Source organism: Psittacicella hinzii (assembly GCF_003585935.1).
Taxonomy (GTDB): Bacteria; Pseudomonadota; Gammaproteobacteria; order Enterobacterales; family Psittacicellaceae; genus Psittacicella; species Psittacicella hinzii.
Genome location: NZ_NRJG01000063.1, coordinates 1 through 21,117, shown reverse-complemented (window position 1 = coordinate 21,117; position 21,117 = coordinate 1). Strand labels below are relative to the sequence as shown.

At 37.0% G+C, this 21,117-nt stretch carries 17 protein-coding genes; 1 reads left to right on the top strand and 16 read right to left on the bottom strand.

Features of this window, described 5'->3' with window-relative positions; all coding sequences use genetic code 11:
• Position 1: 1 nt before the first annotated feature.
• From carB to CKF58_RS04030, 16 genes are all read right to left on the bottom strand, one after another.
• Positions 2–3,181 (bottom strand): carbamoyl-phosphate synthase large subunit, encoded by a 3,180-nt coding sequence (gene carB / locus CKF58_RS04105; protein WP_119531246.1) that lies wholly within the window; start codon positions 3,179–3,181, stop codon positions 2–4.
• A 10-nt stretch (positions 3,182–3,191) separates the two neighbouring features.
• A complete protein-coding gene (gene carA, locus CKF58_RS04100; protein WP_119531244.1) occupies positions 3,192–4,295 on the bottom strand; it encodes a glutamine-hydrolyzing carbamoyl-phosphate synthase small subunit in 1,104 nt (367 codons plus the stop codon).
• Positions 4,296–4,309: 14 nt separating this feature from the next.
• Entirely contained in the window at positions 4,310–5,590 is a 1,281-nt protein-coding gene (locus CKF58_RS04095) for a dihydroorotase (protein ID WP_119531242.1), read from the bottom strand.
• Positions 5,591–5,741: 151 nt separating this feature from the next.
• On the bottom strand, positions 5,742–6,626 hold the full coding sequence (locus CKF58_RS04090) for an aspartate carbamoyltransferase catalytic subunit (protein WP_119531240.1): 885 nt from the start codon (positions 6,624–6,626) through the stop codon (positions 5,742–5,744).
• A 266-nt stretch (positions 6,627–6,892) separates the two neighbouring features.
• On the bottom strand, positions 6,893–7,420 hold the full coding sequence (pyrR, locus tag CKF58_RS04085; RefSeq protein ID WP_119531238.1) for a bifunctional pyr operon transcriptional regulator/uracil phosphoribosyltransferase PyrR: 528 nt from the start codon (positions 7,418–7,420) through the stop codon (positions 6,893–6,895).
• Between the two features lie 195 nt (positions 7,421–7,615).
• A complete protein-coding gene (gene map / locus CKF58_RS04080; protein ID WP_119531236.1) occupies positions 7,616–8,434 on the bottom strand; it encodes a type I methionyl aminopeptidase in 819 nt (272 codons plus the stop codon).
• Positions 8,435–8,451: 17 nt separating this feature from the next.
• Positions 8,452–8,811 carry a YqcC family protein gene (locus CKF58_RS04075; protein ID WP_119531234.1) on the bottom strand — a complete coding sequence of 120 codons (360 nt, stop codon included), beginning with the start codon at positions 8,809–8,811 and terminating at the stop codon, positions 8,452–8,454.
• Between the two features lie 7 nt (positions 8,812–8,818).
• Positions 8,819–11,248 (bottom strand): 1-acyl-sn-glycerol-3-phosphate acyltransferase, encoded by a 2,430-nt coding sequence (locus CKF58_RS04070; RefSeq protein ID WP_119531232.1) that lies wholly within the window; start codon positions 11,246–11,248, stop codon positions 8,819–8,821.
• A 94-nt stretch (positions 11,249–11,342) separates the two neighbouring features.
• Positions 11,343–12,854, bottom strand: a complete 1,512-nt coding sequence (gene lysS, locus CKF58_RS04065) for a lysine--tRNA ligase (protein WP_119531230.1) — start codon at positions 12,852–12,854, stop codon at positions 11,343–11,345.
• Between the two features lie 324 nt (positions 12,855–13,178).
• Complete coding sequence (gene prfB / locus CKF58_RS04060; RefSeq protein ID WP_119531228.1) at positions 13,179–14,261, bottom strand: peptide chain release factor 2; 1,083 nt, start codon at positions 14,259–14,261, stop codon at positions 13,179–13,181.
• A 4-nt stretch (positions 14,262–14,265) separates the two neighbouring features.
• Complete coding sequence (locus CKF58_RS04055; protein ID WP_245959237.1) at positions 14,266–15,057, bottom strand: TatD family hydrolase; 792 nt, start codon at positions 15,055–15,057, stop codon at positions 14,266–14,268.
• Between the two features lie 14 nt (positions 15,058–15,071).
• A complete protein-coding gene (locus CKF58_RS04050) occupies positions 15,072–16,187 on the bottom strand; it encodes a hypothetical protein (RefSeq protein ID WP_119531226.1) in 1,116 nt (371 codons plus the stop codon).
• A gap of 57 nt (positions 16,188–16,244) precedes the next feature.
• The gene (gene tmk, locus CKF58_RS04045) at positions 16,245–17,000 is read right to left on the bottom strand and encodes a dTMP kinase (protein WP_119531224.1); all 756 of its coding nucleotides are present in this window, start codon (positions 16,998–17,000) and stop codon (positions 16,245–16,247) included.
• A 3-nt stretch (positions 17,001–17,003) separates the two neighbouring features.
• On the bottom strand, positions 17,004–18,035 hold the full coding sequence (gene mltG, locus CKF58_RS04040; RefSeq protein ID WP_119531222.1) for an endolytic transglycosylase MltG: 1,032 nt from the start codon (positions 18,033–18,035) through the stop codon (positions 17,004–17,006).
• Positions 18,036–18,371: 336 nt separating this feature from the next.
• Complete coding sequence (locus tag CKF58_RS04035) at positions 18,372–19,238, bottom strand: ABC transporter permease (protein WP_119531220.1); 867 nt, start codon at positions 19,236–19,238, stop codon at positions 18,372–18,374.
• Between the two features lie 2 nt (positions 19,239–19,240).
• Positions 19,241–20,161: an ABC transporter ATP-binding protein gene (locus tag CKF58_RS04030; protein ID WP_119531218.1), complete on the bottom strand. Its 921-nt coding sequence runs from the start codon at positions 20,159–20,161 to the stop codon at positions 19,241–19,243.
• A gap of 178 nt (positions 20,162–20,339) precedes the next feature.
• Here CKF58_RS04030 and CKF58_RS04025 point away from each other — a divergent pair, with 178 nt between their 5' ends.
• Positions 20,340–21,020 carry a lipoprotein insertase outer membrane protein LolB gene (locus tag CKF58_RS04025; RefSeq protein WP_119531216.1) on the top strand — a complete coding sequence of 227 codons (681 nt, stop codon included), beginning with the start codon at positions 20,340–20,342 and terminating at the stop codon, positions 21,018–21,020.
• Positions 21,021–21,117 lie beyond the last annotated feature (97 nt).

Sequence of the window (21,117 nt, the reverse complement as noted above, 5' to 3'; positions counted from 1 at the left end):
CTTACTGTAACGGATTAATTTGAAACGAACGAGATTCAAGTACGGCAAGCAGAGCATTAGCTGTATCTAATGAAGTGAGAGAGATAATCCCTTGCTCAACTGCTGCGCGTAAGATCTTAAATGCATCATCTAGCGCTGAACGCTCAGTTCCTGAAGCGTTGATAATAATATCGACCTGTCCAGCATGAATTGTATCTACTACAGAATGCTCTTGTCCGATTTTACCTACTTGCGTTACGCGTAAACCATGCGAACTAAAGTATTTAGCCGTCCCTTCAGTAGCAAAAATGCTATAACCTAAAGCCGCAAAGCGTTGAGCTAAACTTAGAGCTTCATCTTTAGCTTGTTCACAAATCGTAAAGAGCACATTCCCTACGTCACGATTGAGTTTCATCCCTGCAGCGACTAACCCTTTATATAGAGATTTTTCAAGGATTAAGTCCATACCCATAACTTCACCAGTTGATTTCATTTCTGGACCAAGGCGCGTATCTACATCTTTAAGTTTTTGGAAACTAAATACTGGGACTTTAGTGTAAACACCTTTTACAGGCGTTACTAAACCTGTACTAAAACCTAAATCTTGTAGTTTTTGCCCTAAAATAGCTTGCGTTGCGAGTTTAGCCATAGGTAAATGTGTAATCTTACTTAAGAATGGCACGGTACGTGAAGCACGTGGATTTACTTCTAGCACATACACTTGCCCGTCAGAAATTACATACTGAATATTAATTAAACCAACAATTTCTAAACCTTTAGCTAAAGCAATGGTGTAATCAGTTAAAGTTTGAATTTGCTCGGCACTTAAGTTTTGCGGTGGGTAAACGGCAATCGAGTCTCCAGAGTGCACCCCAGCACGTTCAATGTGCTCCATAATCCCAGGGATAACTACAGTTTCGCCATCGCAAATAGCATCTACTTCAACTTCTTTCCCAATTAAGTAGCGGTCGGTTAATACTGGGTATTCAGGACTAGCTTTAACGGCTGTAGCCATATAGTGACGTAACTCTTGTTCGTTATACACTATTTCCATAGCCCGACCACCAAGGACATATGACGGACGTACGAGGACTGGATAACCAATTTGTGCCGCATTTTTAACAGCAGTTTCAGTATCAGTAGCTGTTTTGCCTAATGGCTGTGGGATTTGTAGTTTTTGTAAGAGTAATTCAAATTTGTCACGGTTTTCGGCATTATCAATTTGTTCGAGCGAGGTTCCAAGAATTTTTACTCCACGGGCTGCGAGTTTACTTGCTAAATTAATTGCCGTTTGTCCACCAAACTGTACAACCACACCTAATGGTTGTTCGTGTTCAATAATCGCCATTACGTCTTCAACAGTTAGCGGTTCAAAATATAACTTATCTGAGATACTAAAATCGGTCGAAACTGTTTCAGGGTTATTATTGACAATAATAGCTTCGTAACCAGCTTGACGAATGGCTAAAACCGCATGCACGGTCGCATAGTCAAACTCAACCCCTTGCCCAATACGAATTGGACCAGAACCTAATACTAGGATTTTAGGTTTAGTTGAAACTTGGGATTCGTTTTCTTGTTCATAGGTTGAGTAGAAGTATGGGGTATTGGAAGTAAATTCTGCTGCACAAGTATCTACCATTTTGAAAACCGGAGTAATTTGGTGCTCTTTACGTAAAGCATTTACTTGTTCTTCAGTCATTTGCCAACGGTGAGCAATAGTTTTATCACTAAAACCTAAACGTTTAGCGTAGTGTAATAATTCGATATTGCCTACATTAGCTTTTAATTCATGCTCGATAGTAATAATATGTTGCATTTTATTTAAAAAGAACATATCAATTTGCGTGAGCTCATGAATTTGCTGCGGACTAATGCCACGACGTAATGCTTCACCAATAAAAAACAGACGTTCATCACCAGCTTTCTTAATGCGCTTAAGAATATAATCCAGACTAAACTCTTCACCATTAGGTAAGCCTAAGTGATGTACTCCATATTCAAGTGAACGTATGGCTTTTAGTAGACTCTCTTCGTAAGTACGACCGATAGCCATCACTTCCCCAGTGGCTTTCATTTGCGTGCCAAGGAAACGATCGGCATGTTCGAACTTATCAAATGGGAAACGAGGGATTTTCGTAACTACGTAATCTAAAGTTGGTTCAAAGCAAGCTTTAGAACTTAAAGTAACTGGATTGGTAATTTCATCAAGCGTTAAGCCCACGGCAATTTTGGCTGCAATTTTAGCAATCGGATAACCTGTAGCTTTAGACGCTAAAGCTGAAGAACGACTTACACGTGGATTTACTTCAATAATGTAGTAATTGAACGAATGAGGATCTAAAGCAAGTTGCACATTACATCCGCCTTCAATTTTTAGCGCACGAATAATTTTTAAGGAAACGTCACGTAACATGTGATATTCCTTATCCGTAAGCGTTTGTGATGGAGCTACCACAATCGAGTCACCAGTATGAATACCAACTGGATCGATATTCTCCATATTACATACCACGATAGCCGTATCTTTACTATCACGCATTACTTCATATTCGATTTCTTTGTAACCAGCAATAGATTTTTCTAATAAGCATTGTTTTACTGGAGAATAATGTAAGCCCGAGCTGACAATTTCTTCAAGGTCTTGTTGGTTATAACAAATACCCCCGCCAGTACCACCCATGGTAAAAGCTGGACGCACAATTACCGGATAACCAATTTGTTCCACAAAGGCTTTAGCCTGCTCAATATTGTGGACAATTTCTGATTCAGGTACAGGCTCACCTAATTCACGCATTAAATCACGAAACAGTTCACGGTCTTCGGCTTGTTTAATCGACTCTAAGCTTGTACCAAGAAGTTTTACTCCACATTCATCTAGCACGCCAGCCTGATGTAATTGGACAGCGAGGTTTAATCCGACCTGTCCGCCTAGAGTTGGTAATAAAGCATCCGGACGTTCTTGACGAATAATGCGACTCACAAATTCTAGGGTTAAAGGTTCAATGTAAACCTTATCCGCAATTTCCTTATCAGTCATGATCGTTGCAGGATTAGAGTTTACTAAAATTACTTTATAACCTTCTTCACGTAAAGATAAACAAGCTTGTGTACCTGCATAGTCAAATTCAGCAGCTTGTCCGATAATAATTGGACCTGATCCAATAACCAGAATAGTTTGAATGTCTTGACGTTTTGGCATTTAATTATTCTTAAGCTTGTTTACGTGATTTGCGACTAATAAATTCTTGCATATTTGCTAGAAATTGATTGAATAAGTAGTTAGCATCATGAGGACCAGGAGCTGCTTCAGGGTGATATTGCACCGAGAACACTGGGTACAATTTATGACGCACTCCCTCACAAGTTTGGTCGTTTTCTGAAATGTGCGTTAATTCGAGGTCTGTGTTCGATAAAGAAGCTATATCAACGGCATAACCATGGTTTTGTGAAGTGATATCCACTTTACCCGTGAGTAGATTTTTTACAGGGTGATTCGCGCCACGATGTCCGAATTTTAATTTATAGGTTTTTGCACCAGCAGCTAAACTAATAAGTTGGTGTCCCATACAAATCCCAAAAATTGGTACTTGCGGGATTAATTCCTTAATCGTAGCAATAGTTTCAGGTACATCGGTCGGATCACCTGGACCATTAGTTAACATTACTCCGTCTGGACTTAAACGCATAATTTGCGCAGCACTTGCATTATGAGGGACAACTACTACATCACACCAGCGTTGACTTAATTCGCGTAAGATCCCAGATTTCATTCCTAGATCTACTAGCACCACACGATAACCACGTCCAGCTGCAGGATAAGCTGATTTGGTCGATGTTTGAGTGATTTGATCGGTTGGGAGTACGGTTTGCTGTAAGCGTGCCACGAGTGTCGCCGGATCTTGCTCAAGATCGGTAATAATGCCTTTGATAGTACCAAATTCCCGAATTTTACGAGTTAAAGCGCGAGTATCTACTCCAGCAATACCTGGAATACCTAATTCTTGCAACACTTGATCTAAGGTAAATTCAGCACGAAAATTTGACGGTTTCGGACATACTTCCCGCACTACCATGCCCTTAATCGAAGGAGTTATAGTCTCAAAATCATTGCGATTAATCCCGTAATTACCAATTAGAGGATAAGTAAAGGTAATAATTTGTCCGTTATATGAGGGATCTGAAAGAGTTTCTTGGTAACCGGTCATGCCCGTATTAAATACCACTTCTCCTACACTTTCAACATTTGCGCCAAAAGCATAGCCTTTAAATACCGTACCATCTGCAAGTACTAATTGACGATTAAAACGATACATATTTATCCTTAAAACTAGAATTGGTAATTTGGATCTTGGTAAGCGATTTTGCCGGCTGCAATAGTTAATACCGGCATGCCGTACACTACTTGCCCGCTATAAGGAGTATTACGTCCTTTCGAAAGGAATTGTTCAGGATCAATTTGCCATGATTTTTCTAAATCAATAATTACGATATCGGAACTTGCTCCTGGATTTAGCGTACCGTATGGTAGATCAAAAGTTTGCGCCACTTTAGCAGACATAGCATTTAATAAAAACTCTAAGCTCATAACACCTGTTTTTACAAAGTGTGTATACATTTGCGCGAAAGCTGTTTCCGAACCTACAATCCCAAAAGCCGCTTTAGTCATTGATCCTTGTTTTTCTTCTAAAGCATGCGGAGCATGATCGGTAGCAATACAGTCGATAGTTCCGTCAAGTAAACCTTGAATTAAAGCTTCTTGGTCTTCTTTAGCACGTAATGGAGGATTCATTTTCCACATTCCATCATCGTGCGGAATATCCATATCATGACTAATTAGGTGATGTGGACATACTTCACAAGTTACATGAATGCCTGCTTGTTTAGCATCACGAATTACTCTTACTGATTCTTTGGTTGAAACATGGCATACGTGATAATGACAATTTGCTGCTTCGGCGAGTAAAACATCGCGAGCGATTTGTACCGATTCACAAATAGATGGAATGCCTGGTAATCCTAATTCGTGTGATCTTTGTCCGCAATGCATGCATCCGCCATGAATTAAGCTATTCTCTTCACAATGAGCAACTATCGGTTTGTTTAAATTTGCAGCCACTTTCATGGACTGGTACATCATATTAGCGTCTTGCACCCCACGACCGTCGTCTGAAAAGGCAAAAACATGTGGGGCTAATTCTTGGAAATCAGCATACTCTTGTCCTAATTCTCCTTTAGTAATAGCGCCATAAGGGATTGCTCGAATTACACTATCTTTAGCGATTAGGTCAAGTTCGAGTTGTAAATTAGCTAAAGTATCAGGAACCGGATTTAAGTTTGGCATTGGCATTACTGTTGTAAAGCCCCCACGAGCCGCGGCACGTGAAGCCTGATAAATGGTTTCTTTATGACTAAAACCAGGTTCGCGCCAGTGTACGTGCACATCAATAAAGCCTGGAGCAACAATTTTACCAGCTAAGTTAAGAACTTGCGTTTGGTTATTGCGAGGGAGATTTTTGCCTATCGCAACAATTTGTTGTCCATCAATTAAGATATCAGTCTCGACGAATTTATCATTAAGTAATACTTTGCCGTTAGTAAGTAAGAGCATGGAATTTCCTAATCTGAATTAAGTAAAAAAGTCAAATCAAAAATAAGTAAACTTAAATTTATGCAGAGTATGTAAAAGCTAAAATAAGTTAGAACTATATAAGTTAAGTTGTGTAACCTCGTGTGGAGAGTAAGTAAAAATAACTTTGTCTCTAGAGATTATTTTCTTTAATGATTAGTTCAAGAATCGCTTGACGCATAAACATGCCATTTTGCATCTGGGTAAAGATTTTACTCTTAGGTGCTTCAACTAGCGCACTCGCAATTTCCACATCTCTATTTACCGGAGCTGGGTGTAAAATAATTGCTTGCTCTGCCAATAGGTTGTAGTTTTCTAGAGTAAGAGCGTAATCTTTGCGATAAGTATCTAAATCAAAAGCTACACTACCATCATGTCTTTCGTGTTGTACACGTAAGAGCATACAAACATCTAGTTCAGGTAAAATTTGTTTAAGGTTTACAACCGGTTGTAAAGTTGGATCTGTAAATTCCGGTGGACAAACAAAACTAACTTGCGCCCCCAGACGGGTTAAAGCGTGGTAATTTGAATGAGCAACGCGCGAATTTTTAATATCACCAATAATGGCAACTTTTAAGCCCTCAAACTTCCCAAAGTTCTCATAGATCGTCATTAAATCTAAGAGACATTGCGATGGATGTTCACCACTACCATCTCCACCTGAAATTAAAGGGATAGTTAAATTAGTAAGTTCTTGGTAGTAAGCATTTTGGCTATGACGCACTATTAAAATTTTGCAGCCCAACATTTCCATGGTTTTGCAAGTGTCGTATAAAGATTCACCCTTATTTACCGAACTATGGCTAACATCAAAATTAATTACTTGTAACCCTAAGTGTTTTTGCGCAATTTCAAAACTATGTTTCGTACGAGTTGAGTTTTCGAAAAATAAATTAGCTACATATAAATCTGGACGCTGAAGCGGTTTAGCGCTACCATTCTTTAATGATAGGGCTCGCTGAATCAGCTCCATAATCTGGTTGGTAGTTAAATTATTCATGCTAACTAAATTGAACATAATTTTTCCTCAAAATTGCGCATAAAAAAACACCCTTGCAGTGCAAGGGTGTACAATCGTAGAACTCTAGTCGAACAGACTAAAGTTAAGAATTGCCTTTAACCTGAATAACGCTATATATTCCTCAGATCTTATTCCAATGCCCCCTATGGATTAGAAAATATCCAAAATGATTCTATAGGTTATCTCAAGTAAAAGATGCAAAATCTAAATTGTTACTTATTCCTTGCTGATCTCTCTGGATCAATTTAAAAGAATAGATTGTTTTAACAAATGGTGATTTGATCAATACCATCTACTTCTTGTAAATAAACACTTATGTTCTCTTTACGTGAAGTTGGAATATTTTTTCCGATAAAATCTGCACGTATTGGTAATTCACGATGCCCGCGATCCACCATAACGGCTAAACGAATGGCATTTGGACGTCCCGCATCCATAATGGCATCCATTGCCGAACGAATCGTTCGTCCGGTGTATAAAACATCATCAACAATAATAACGGTTTTATCTGTTAATGAAGTTTGAAATGAATTCTGTATTTGGGGAATTAAATTTGCTGAGCGATCACGATCATCACGATAAGGAGTAATGTCTAAACTTTCGAGTGGAATATTAACTCCTTCGATGTCTAGAATTAACTGTTGTAAACGAGCAGCTAAATACTCTCCGCGACGCTTAATGCCAACTAACACTAAGTCGTGGACATTAACCCCTTTTTCAAGGATTTCGTGTGCTATACGCGTGAGCGTACGCTTAATGATATTATGATCATAAAGTACGCGTTCAGTCATATAAATTCCTTTTAAATTTCTAGCGTTAGATTATAGCACATTAAAAATCTTTTGCAAGAGACAAATTTATTAAAATTATCTCTTATGTTCATGATCTAGTGCTATGATCTAATTCTCTAAAGAAAAATACTAAAATAATCGGGAAAAATCCTAACTCTGCGAGTTAGGATTTTTCATCTACAAGTAAGTTAAATCTTACTCATTGATCATAATACGTGAAATACGACCAGCTTGTTCTTCTTCCGGACGGATAGTTAAAACTTCTACACCACCAGGAATAATCACTAATTGGTGTTCGTATTGTGCAGAGTTTTTCTTATCACGAGTTACCGAAGTCCAACCATCTTTTAAAGTACGGTCACGCCAGTCACCGGCATTGATCATTGGTTCGATTGTGAATACCATGCCTTCTTCCATTACCACACTTACATCGTTTGGATAGTGGTAAACTTCTGGTTGACCATGGAACTCTTCACCAATTCCGTGTCCGATGTACGAACGTACAATCGAGAAACTGTGTGGATTTACTACTTTATAAATGGCATCACCAATCTCAGTTAGATTTGCGCCTGGCTTACATACGCGAATTGCAGCATATAATGCTTCTTGGGTCGCATCTACTAGTTCTTGGGTACGTGCATTTACTTGTCCTACCACAAACATTTTTGAGGTATCACCGTAGTAACCATCTTTAATTACGGTTAAGTCGATATTAATAATATCACCTTCACGTAAGCGTACTTTATCACTTGGAATTCCATGACAAATAACTTCATTAATTGAAGTACAAATTGACGCTGGGAAGCCGTGATAATTTAAACATGCTGGAGTTACTTTGTGCACATTAACCATATAGTCATGTGCTAAACGATCTAATTCTAAAGTAGTTACTCCAGGTTTTACATAAGGTTCAATGTACACTAAAACGTCAGCTGCCACGCGACAAGCTTCACGAATTTTAGCAATTTCTTCAGGAGTATAAATAGGTACTCCGTCTTTACGTTTTGTACTCATTGAGTTTTAACCTAAAATTATTTCGAACGTTTTTGAGGAATATGCGCAACACAAGTATCTTCAAACTCTTGCAGTTTAGCAATAATTTGCTCGGTATCTGGATGGTCTAATTCTTTCCAAGTGTAAGAGAAAAAGAACGTAAAACCTTCAATACTTGCAAAAATCTCCCATTGTTCTTGGTTTAGCGCCTTGATTGCATATTCTGTATAGATATGATACAACCATTGCGAAGGTTCCATACAGTCAATACCAAAAGGCTCTTTATAATGGCGTTGTGCCATAGTAATAGGCTTGGTGCTAAGAACCGTAGATTTTTTAAGTAGAGCTTGAATGTGTTTTAATTGCGCAATTAATTGATTACGAATTTGTGAATTCATAGTTTAATTATTTTAACCAAGTATGCACATAAGCTAAAGCTTCAACTAATTGATCGCTAGTAATATTCGTAAACTTCTCGGCAGTCGCAAAAGCATTACGTAATTGATTAATTGTCGTTTTATCCGCAAAATCAGGATAGATGCTTTTTTGGGCTTTAAGATTACTTACAACCGTACTAGTAATAGTTGAAAGTTGTAATTGTTCGATATCTTTACCTTCAGCAGCTAATTTATTTAGAGCCTCTACCATCACCGTCATAAAGGTATCTAGTTGTTTAAGGTAAATATCTAATTGCTTAGCAAATAGTTGTCTTTGTTCACTTGTTTTATCAAGTAACAAGTTCTCAAAGTACTTAACTTGGCTAACTAAAGTTTGTTGGGTAAAATTGGTAAAACTATGGCGATTGAACACGTCTGCAAAATAGTACGCAAAACCGTTTAATTGTTCATCACTAATATTTTTTTCTAGTTTAATCGCAGCAAGTGCAGGAGCAATAAAGCAGTGTTCAATATTATTACGGTAATAGTTAAATTCAGCAAGAGCTGCTTTTTTAACTTTAAGTTGTCCGTTTTCGTTGCTAATATTGTCTTTGCCTACTTTCACAACCGCTTTAACAATATTCTCGGCACTAGTTTTACTAATGTCGTAGCCTGGATTAAATTGTAAAGTATGTTGTAATACTAACTGCATAAAGTTAATATCTTTACATATTTGTTTATACTCAAACTCCCCATTAGTTTGGAAAATCACACTAGAGAATAAAGCTTTATGTGAAATGCTAGCATTACTATTAATAGCTACAGCAATATCTTGCGCTAGTTCTTGCGATACTTTATCGAAAGCTACTTTATTGATTTTATTGCCTTTACTTTCTTCTAACCAATTAGGCCAATGACGCGTAAAGTAATTGCTGATCATAATTGGCTTAGCAAAGTTAACATGTACTTTACCTTGGTATTTTAGTTTACGTAGATTACGTAAAACTAATAAAGCACTTTCTTTGGCTTTACTTTTACCTTGTAGCTCTTGGACGTACGTAGCCGATTCAAATACTTTATCGTAAGCAATGAAAATAGGCACATAGTACTGATTCATTTCAGGACTACGTAAAAAGGCTTCTAAAGTCATGTTTAGCATCCCTGTTTTAGGTAATGATAAACGACCTGTACGTGAACGTCCACCTTCAATAAAGAACTCGATATCTTGACGCGCTTTTACTAATTGTGCAATGTAGTTTTTGAAAATAACAGCATAAAGATAGTTATTAAAACTACGACGTAAGAAGAAAGCACCACCACGACGGAAAATCTTACCAATTGGCCAGAAGTTTAAGTTAACTCCGGCTGCAATATGAGGAATTTTAATCCCACCATACTCATTAAGGATATAACTTAAGAGTAAGTAGTCAATATGAGAGCGGTGAGTAGGTACGTATGTTAGAGAAACTTTATTATGATTAAATAAAGTGTCTTGAATTTGTTCTAAACCACGTACTTCAATGCCCGAGTAAAAACGTTGCCACAGTTTACGTAAGACATAATCGTATTTTTTCATGGTTGAAAAGCGCGGGTCTGCAGCAATTTCATCAATGATCTCTAATGATTTGTCTTGTTGTAATTTAAACTCAAGCGTATTTTGTAATAAGTCAGCTTTTTCTTTTTTGCAAGTTAAAAGAATAGCATCTTGTACTACTGGATCTTGAATAACTTGTTCGAGTAATTGCTTACGGCTTGGTAAAGGGCGATTACTATTACGACGCTCGAGAATTAAACGATATTGGGCATTTAAATAGGCAGCTAAGTTCTTACTAAAGAACGTAACTTGAGCTGGACTTAAATCTGTTAAAAATTCAACTTGATTTAAATCTTGCGTAGCTTGTTTAATTTGTTTGAGATCTAAGCCTGCTAGTTGGTTAGCATCACTCGAAAGCATAAGCGAACTTAAATCGCGTAAGCTTATTATTTGATAAAGATTAATAAACGCAAATTTGCGTAAGCGCCAGAAGGTTTTAATATTTGCCCACCAGCGAGTTGAACCTTGAACTTGGGCATCTAGGCTTGGTTTTTCAATTAAGTTTGTTCCCCAGTGTGGATAGACAAACACTAATTGTACTTGATCGCCTAGAGCATATAATTCTTGTAATTTTGCAACTAAATCGGGATGTTGTGGATTAGTTTCAACACTTAAATATTCCCCGTGTTGCAAAAAGATTACCGGAGCATTATTAAAAGATCCGTATTTCGTATGTGTAAGTAAATCGGTCTGCCAAGGTAAATTATGCTTGGCTACAGTCGCTGCTAAAGATTCTAAAGCCAAACTTGTATCATAAGGCAAGACATATACTACTTTTTGTTGATCAGACGTAGCTAATTGTTTTACCTCTTGGCTGACAATAGATCTTAAACGCGTTAAAAATTTAAATAAAAATTTTACCATAAGGATACGAGCTCAAAAATTGAACTACTGGTTGTTACAAAAAAGAAAAGTTAATAAGCTAGAGGAGCTCTAGCTTATTAACTTTAGCAACAACTTATTTTTTTCGTAATGTTGGGAAAAGGATTACATCACGAATTGACGGTTGGTTAGAAAGGATCATAACTAAACGATCAATACCAATACCCTGTCCTGCAGTTGGAGGTAGTCCTTGCTCTAGAGCATTAATAAAGTCTTCATCATAGTCCATAGCTTCATCGTCACCTAAATCTTTAGCTTTTAATTGATCTTGGAAACGTTGTGCTTGGTCTTGAGCATCGTTTAACTCTGAGTAACCATTACCGATTTCACGACCACCGATAAAGAATTCGAAACGATCGGTAAATAATGGGTTTTCGTCGTTTTTACGAGCTAATGGTGAAACTTCTAAAGGATAAGAGTAAATGAAAGTTGGTTGAATTAAGTGATGTTCAGCTACTGCTTCAAATAATTCACTAATGCAACGACCATGACCCCATGATTTTTCACGTTTCACACCACGTTGTGCTAATAGTTGTTCACAAGTTGCTTCGTCCAGAATTTGCTCTTCAGTAATTTCTGGCGCATATTTGCAAATAGCTTCAATCATGCTTAAACGTTGGTATGGCCCTTTGAAGTTGAATACTTGCTCACCATAAGGAACATCTGTAGTACCAAGAATATCTAAAGCTAATTTTTCTAGTAATTCTTCTACTAGTAACATGTTGTCATATACATTAGCATAAGCTTGATACCATTCTAACATCGTAAATTCAGGGTTGTGTCTTACAGACATCCCTTCGTTACGGAAGTTACGGTTTAATTCGAATACGCGTTCAAAACCACCTACTACTAGACGTTTTAAATATAATTCTGGCGCAATACGTAAGAACATATCTTGATCTAGAGTATTGTGGTGCGTAATAAATGGACGAGCCGCTGCCCCCCCTACAATAGAGTGAAGCATTGGAGTTTCAACTTCTAAGAAGTCACGTTCTATTAAGAAGTTACGAATCCCTGAAATAACTTTTGAACGGATTACAAAAGTTTTGCGTGTATCTTCGTTCATAATTAAGTCAAGGTATCTTTGACGATAACGTGTTTCTTGGTCTTCTAAGCCGTGGAATTTATCCGGTAACGGACGTAAAGCTTTAGTTAGAATTTGAAACGAAGTTGCGCGAATTGTTAATTCACCAGTTTTAGTTTTGAAAACTGTACCTTCAACCGCAACGATATCGCCTAAATCAGTTAAATCTTTAAAGTAATCGAAAGCTTGTTCACCTAAAACATCTTTAGCTAAATAAGCTTGGATACGTCCCTTAGCATCTTGAATTGAGATAAAAGCCGCTTTACCCATGTTACGCTTAAACATTACACGACCGGCAATTTTAGCAGGGTTAGCTTGTTCTTTTAAAGTATCTGCGTCTACTTGGTCATACTTTTGGTGAAGATCTACTGAATAGTGATCACGTTTAAAAGTATTAGGAAAAGCAATGCCACGTGCACGTAACTCATCTAATTTTTGCACACGAGCTTCAAATTCATTAGCAACGTCAGTAGAATGCTGTTGTTCAAGATTTTGATTTGACATAGGGATTAATTAATAACTATTTGAATAAAATTGTTCTAAAACCCGCTTAACGAGGTTTAGAGCAGGTTTATTATATGAAAACTAGAGGCTTTTGTCGTGGCTAATTAAGCTATCGATACGACAAAAGTATCTATATATTTTAGCACAAAACTTAAATTTTACCCAAGAAAAAAGCAGGTTAGCTTTGGTTAACCTGCATGCATATTATGATTTTTGTAGATTGCTATTAAGACAACCTTTGAGCTTAGTATATACCAATATACTATGGCAATGCAATTTTTTTAAATTTATCTCGAATAACTATTTTGTATATCCAAACTAATTTTATACGCCCATTTTTAGTTGAGCTTCGATAAATTTATCCAGATCACCATTTAAGACTGCTGTAGGATTCGAAGATTCAACTCCAGTACGCATATCTTTGATACGTGAATCATCGAGCACGTATGAGCGAATTTGTGATCCCCAAGAGTTATCAGCTTTATTATCAGCAACTTCTTGTTGTTCAGCACGACGTTTATTCATCTCTAGTTCGTATAAACGCGATTTTAATTGCTTCATACAGATTTCACGGTTTTGGTGCTGCGATCTTGATTGTTGCGATTGCACAACGATCCCGGTTGGAATATGGGTAATACGCACTGCTGATTCAGTTTTGTTAACGTGTTGTCCACCTGCACCTGAAGAGCGATATACATCTTGTTTTAGATCGGCAGGATTGATGTTAATTTCAAAGCTATCATCAATTTCTGGATGCACATACACCGAAGCGAAAGAAGTGTGACGTTTATTATTGGCATCGAACGGACTTTTACGTACTAAACGATGTACTCCAGTTTCGGTACGTAAATAACCAAAAGCATATTCACCTTCAAGATATAGCGTAGCTTGTTTAGTGCCTGCAGTATCACCAGGTGTACGATCGATTTCGCTAACTTTAAAGCCTTTACTTTCAGCCCATTTAATATACATACGCATGAGCATATCAACCCAATCTTGAGATTCTGTACCACCAGAACCTGCATTGAAGTCGATATAACAGTTAGCATGATCATTAGCACCGCTAAACATCACTTTAAATTCAAGACTAGCAACTTCTTCTTGCACTTGCATTAAGTTAGAATATACCAACTCTTGATCTTCTCCAAGTTCAGCGAAGAACTCTTTGTTTTCAAGCGTTTGCTGCATGGCATTATCTAGTATTTGCACAATGCTTTCGAGACTAGATTTTTCTTTACCTAATTCTAAGGCTAATTGGGGATTATCCCAGATTTTAGGATCAGCCAGACGTAAGTTTACTTCTTCGAGGCGTTCGGCCTTATCTTGATAAGCGAAAGCCTCTTTTAAGTGCTCAATACGTGCTACTAATTCATCTGCTAAATCTAAAACATTTAGATTATCTAACATCTAATTAATCCTCAAGAGCTGGTAATTTAAAGAGAACTTGGGCATTTTTTACAGTTTGTTGCGCAAACTCTTGAGCTGTCATGCCACCAAACATAGCCGCCAGATTATTTACTACATCACGGGTATATGCTGGTTGATTAGGTTTGCCACGATGTGGTACTGGTGCTAGATATGGAGAATCAGTTTCGGTAAGAATGCGTTCTACCGGTACTTGACGTAAGGTTTCACGTAACTCGGTAGCATTTTTAAAGGTTGCAATCCCCCCTACCCCAAGATGAAAACTTAAATCTAGTGCTTGTTGAGCAATTGAGTTATTTTCAGTAAAGCAGTGAATAACTCCTTTACGTACACCAGATTCTTTAATCATGTCAATCGTTTGTTGGGCAATATCACCTCGTGTGTGCACGATTACCGGTAAATCTAATTCTTTAGCTAAAGTTAGTTGTTTAGCAAAAATTTCGCGCTGAATATCTAAATGTTCAGTTGTCCAATAGCTATCAAGTCCGATTTCACCAATGGCTACGATACGTGGGTTTTCGGCAATAGCTGCGCGCATAAAATCTAAATCTAACTCTTCTTCATGCGCATGCGATGGATGTATGCCTAAGGCAAAGAAAATTTCAGGGTGTTGTAAATATTGATCTTTAATTTGCGTGTACTCTTTAAGTAAGCAAGAAATATGCAAAATTTGTTTTACATCACGAGCGCGAGCTTTAGCAATTACATCAGCTAAGTCTTTATGCTCATTAGTGTAATCAAGATAATTTAAATGGCAATGAGTATCTATTACGTACATATTGTGTTTATCTTTTAGTTTTGTCCAATCGTGAAATCCATAAAAGCTTGCATGCTTTGTTCACGATTTAAGTTGTAAATATATAAAGCTATAAGCGCTCCCACTTTATAGGCAATGCCCTTAAGCGAATTTTCAGGAGCTAGTTGCTGCGGAAAGTGAATTAATTGCGAGTTTACCACCATGATTTTTTCAACTAAATCATATAAGTCTTCAGCAATTTCTTTGTCAGTCAAAATGTCTTTAAAGAAAGTTAATACTTGAGATAGCGGTTTACTATCTGCCCCTTGGTCAAAAGCTAAGACTTCTAAAAGTTCAAGCGTATTATCCTCACCGGTAAAAAAACGGCGTCCAGCAAGAGTAAGAATATTAGAAATAGCTTCGATTTGCCAAGTAAAAACTTCGAGATCATTAGTATTAAAGACTTCAACAAAATCGGCTAGTTCAAGATTATCTAACAGATTAGCCAAAGCTTGGATCGTTTGCTGAAAAATAGGAATATAACCTTTTTTTTGCATGCTTAGCATGAGCTCGGGTTGCTCTGGAGCTAATGCCATGAGGTATGAACGATCAGGTTCAGTGATATCCGCTTGAGTTAAAAAATCATGGATTTGCTGTTCGGTCGGAGCATTGACATTAACTACCATACAACGTGAACGAATAGTAGGTAAGACGTTAAACCCTGCCGATAAACCAATTATAAAGTGAGTTTTACTTGGTGGTTCTTCAAGCGTTTTTAAAATCGCATTTGCTGAATTAATATTAAACTTAGAAGCATCGTCGATTAATACCACATTTTTAGCGGAAATAGCCGGTTCAAGTTCAACGCGTTCAATAACCGTTCTTACATTATCGATGCTAATGTTATGGCTCTTCTTATCAGCTGTCAGATTATAAAAATCACTATTCGATTGGAGATTATAAGCTTGACAGGCACGACATTTATTACACGGATAATCTAAGTGCTCATTTTCTTGACAGAGCAAAAAGCGAGCAAATAATTCCATGAGCGTATCTTGTCCGATTTGTCCATGATAAACAAGTAAGTAGGCATGATGTGCTTTTTGCGCATGAAATGAATCAACAAGAAACTTATAAGTAGGCTCGAGCCATGGGTATTTTTCTAACATCATGAGTAAGGTTCATAAAGTAAAAAGAAGACCCATAGATATATCTATGAGCCCGCAAATTTAACGCATAAATGGCAGAGCTGCCATTACTTCTAAAAACGCAAAACGAATATGGGTTATTGATAATTGTGCATCTATGTTTACCAGATATTGTTTAGTTGTCTGGTGTTGATACACTTTAATTGCTTGTTGACTTAAAGGACTTACATCTAACTCTACAAGGTCAGACTTACTAATAAAATCTTCTAAGTACAGAGCATAGCCGCGAGCAGTGCGTTCGTAGAACTCATTCCCTTTAGCTTCCATATTATCTTGATCGCGTACACTAGCTGAACGTTGCAGACCTACTTGATAAGGAATATCAAAATACACAAGGACGTCAATTTGACGCGATTGGTAAATTTGCGTAATGGTCTGATTAAAGTAATCAACCGAAATATTTCCAGGATAAGCTTGATAAGCAAAGGAAGAAATATAACTGCGATCCGATAAGACGATTTGATTATTTTCTAAAGCTGGAATAATTCTTTGGTGCAATAACTCGGTACGCGAAGCCATAAATAAAAACAGCTCGGTTAAAGAGTTTAATTTAAATTCGCTAGTTAACAGTATTTCACGAATTTGTTCACTAAATTTAGTTGAACCTGGTTCACGTACGCATAAACAATCAGTTAGGTTTTGCGCTAACCATTGTTGTAAGGTAGTTTTCCCAGATCCATCTAGTCCTTCAAACACAAAATAGGTACTTGCGTATTTTTGTGCAAAGGTATCGAGATATGCTTGTACTTGGGCGTCAGTTAAATTAAACTCTGGCATAAGTTATTTATGGTTTTTACGATATTCGTTGTTAAACTTTTCTACGTTTACTAAATGCTGCTCGTAAGTCTTAGCAAAAGCATGTTTGCCCTGCCCGTAAACTGCCATAAAGTAGAGGTAATCTACATTCGTAGGTTGGGCTGCAGCCATTAGGCTATTCACACTTACGTTTGCAATTGGCGTTGGTGGTAAAGCTGGGATTGTATAAGTATTGTATGGTGTCGGGGTACGTAAATTATTTTTGGTAATATTACCTTTATAACTATCACCCATACCATAGATTACTGTTGGATCTGCTTGTAATGGCATACCGATAGCTAAACGATTATTGAAAACAGCTGAAATTAAAGGTGCTTCTTCGTTATTACCTTTTTCTTTTTCAATAATTGAAGCTAAGATTAATAGTTCGTATGGTGTTTTAGCTTGGCTTCGACTATTACGGCTATCCCATGCTTGTTGCAGATTTTTTACAAGGTCTTTATGAGCTAGACGTAAAGCACTAGCAGTATCACTCATGTAATCGATTAAATAGGTATTAGGAGCAAAATAACCTTCAAGATTTTTAAATGCTTGTTTATCTCCAGCAATAGGAGTTAAGTTTAATTGTTTAGCAATTTCAGGATCGCTTAAGCCTTTAAGGTTGTTATTAGCCCCTTGGATTTCGTTTAAGTAACTTTTATATTGTTTCCAAGTTTTACCTGGAATTAAGTTAATTTTAGTAGTTAAGCCTTTACCACTCTCAAGTAAAGTTAAAGCCTCTTCTAAGTTGCGTGCTTCTTTTAAATCGTAGTAAGCACTGCGAATAGTATGGAACTTAGGATTGAATTTTAAGTAAAGCTTAATGCGCCAGCTTGGTTGTTCACCAATTAGACGGTTAATAACACTAGTTAAGGTTTCACCTTTTTTAACGTTAAAAACTAAGGCGTTATTAATAAGACGGACTTTACCTAAGCTTTGCGCATAATTGTAAGCGGTAAAACCAGCAGCAAGCGCTAAAGCGAGTAAAGCTAATAAAGCGGTTATAATTTTTTTCATGAAGTGTAAGGAAAAGTTTACGGTGTTTTTTCGTTCTAGATTATACCAAATTAATCTAATCCTATGCGAAGATTAAGGTAGCCTTAAGATTGGCTAAATCTGGGTTTAAGAGATTTGAACTGTATCTATAAGGTATCTCTTAAGATAGTCCTAAGGTATTCCAGTGAAAGCTATGTAGAAACTCTGCGGAAGCACTGTTTAAGCTATGCCGTAACCATGTACTAGTCATAAGGTAGCTAAGCAGTATCTTTGCTCTAGCTCTACGGTAGCCTTGCGGTAGCCCCAAATGATTGAACATAAAAAAGTGCCCATGCTAAAACTAACACGGGCAAAACTTTAACGCATGTTAAAGAACTTACGTAAAAGGATCTTAATCCAAATATACGTAATCACAATTAACACGCTTAAAATTATTAAAGTGTAGTAAGGATTTACCCAAGTCATGGCATGCTCATAAAAAGCATAACGACTACTACTTACAATATAACTAATAGGATTAAACTGTGAAATCTTACTTAAAATGCCAGGTACTTGATCAACACTATAAAATACGCCTGAAACGTAAATTAATGGTTGAATAATAAACGTAGATACGAAAAAGCATTGTTCCCAAGTATTGGCGTAAAGACCACCAATAACTCCTAAATTAGCTCCAAGAATACTAACAAGCAAGACTACGCTTAAAGCTAAAAATGGATGGGCAATGGTAGTAACTCCGGTAAAAATCCAGCTTAATAAATAGATGCAAGTAAGCACAAATAAACAACGAATAAACGAAGCTATGGCTTGACCAATAATAAAAGCATGAGGGCTAATTGGACTAGTTTGGAAGCTTGTAATCGATTGGTCGTACTTTTTAAAGTAGAGAAACCATACTCCCTGATCATAAGCAGTCATAATCAAGGTCATGGCAATAAAGCCTGGGACAATAAAGTTAATGTACGGAATGCCATCGATATCACCGACAAAGCGTCCGATCAAAGTACCAAAAACTAAAAAGTAGATTATCGCCCCGATAATCTGACTGAAAATGTTATCAACCCATTCGTTTTTATTGCGGCGATATTCTTGCAATAAAATACAGAGAATGCTTTGTTTATTAATTTGCCAAAAGCTGCGTGGTTTACTTGCTTCAAGGTAAGTTTGTTCTTGGAATGAGTTTAGAGCTTGTTGTTCTTTAGCGCTAAGCTTAATGCCACTCATAATTATTTACCTTGCTCCTCGTAGCGCATAAAGATTCGTTCGAGGCGGTTTTGTGAGTTACGTAGAGATTCGATGTTAATGCCTTGCGCATCTAAGTACTCAAAGCATTTAGAAATGCTTAAAGATTTTTTAATTAAAATTTCTAAAGTTGAATCATCAATTAATGAGAAAGTAACACCTTCAAGTGCTAATTCTTGTCCGTTATAACCAGAAATATCTAGCGTATACTGATCATCTTCTTCTGAAGTAATCAGTTTTTTCATTGAAGTGTTAACTTTCACTTCGCCTTGTTTAATAATCGCAATATTACGGCAAAGGTATTCAGCTTCTTCAAGGTAGTGAGTAGTTAGAATGATCGTAATGCCTAATTCATTAATTTCTTTTAAGAAATTCCACATTTCACGACGTAAAGCAACGTCGATACCAGCTGTTGGTTCGTCAAGAATTAATAAGCGTGGATTGTGCATTAAGGCTTTAGCAATCATGTAACGACGTGCCATCCCACCTGAAAGGTGACGAATGTTTTCTTGTGCTTTATCGAGCAGATTCATTTTATCTAACCAATATAAAGCACGAATTTTAGCTTCTTTAAATGGAATGCCGTAGTAGCCACCTTGAACAATTAGACCTTCAAGTAGGTTTGAGTTTTGGTCGTAAATAATATCTTGAGCTACAACCCCAAGATTGATTTTACAGTTAGCAAGATCTGTATCTAGATCATGTCCAAAAACGCGAATTGTGCCCGAAGTTTTACTAATTATTGAGCTAATGATATTAATGGTTGTTGACTTCCCAGCACCATTGTGACCTAAAAGGGCAAAGAAGTCTCCCTTTTCGATTTTAAGGTTAATACCTTTAAGGGCTTGGAAGTTGTTATCGTACACTTTGGTAAGATTTTCAATTTCTAGAGCGTATTCTGTCATAAGGATAATCTATGTTTGCTTAAATCCGTTAGTGGTTTAAATCAGATTAACATTATAACATATGTTAAAAATGGCTATTTTTGACTTTGAGTTGAAAATTCAGTGCAGTAAAGCCAAGAGCTGTTTAGGCTGGGGATTATTCTGCTATAATGAAAAGCACTGAATTTAGAGATATCTTATGAAAACTATATCCCGTTTAATATCAAGTTGTTTAGCAGGTCTAGCGGTAATTACTCTAGCCGCATGTACCAGTACTATGCCTGCGCAAACTGAACAAGCTACAAGTGTGGTGCAAGGCAGTGAGAGCATTACCTTTGCGCAAAACCAAGCAGCTTTAGCGACGATCTCTGGTTTAGACCTTAAGGGGCAAGTAGGCATTATTACTGCTAAAGAGCGTTCTTCGACAACTTTTTCTTATCAAGATTATGCCTCTGGTGATTACATTGTTACTTTAAATATCCCTTATACCACTAAAGTAGCAACTGTACGTAAAAATGGTGATTACTATTACTATAAAGAGGGTGATACAACTTACACTTCAAGTCAACAAGATGAGTTTGCGCAAGCTTTATTCGGTTTTATTGTTCCACTAGACTTAATGCACAAGATCATCTTAGCGCAAAATGTTGAGCCTGTAACTTTAAACGGAGTGGCTAATCCTCATGTTACAGTAGTAGGTAATATACTAACTGCGCAAGTGGTTAATGGTGATACTTATGTTTCTTATGGAGACTTTAAACTTTTAGAAAATAAGTTTTTAGTTCCACAAAGTATTAGCATTACACGTGCCAAAGACACCATTCGCATTCGCATGTTATCACCATACACTTACTTTGTAGACGGTAAGGTTGTTAAATAATCTATAATTTAAAAGCGCCACAGGATAATCCTGCGGCGCTTTTAAATTATTTAAGATAGTAAGTTGTAGTAAGTTGTAAATCTTAGTACATCTTGCT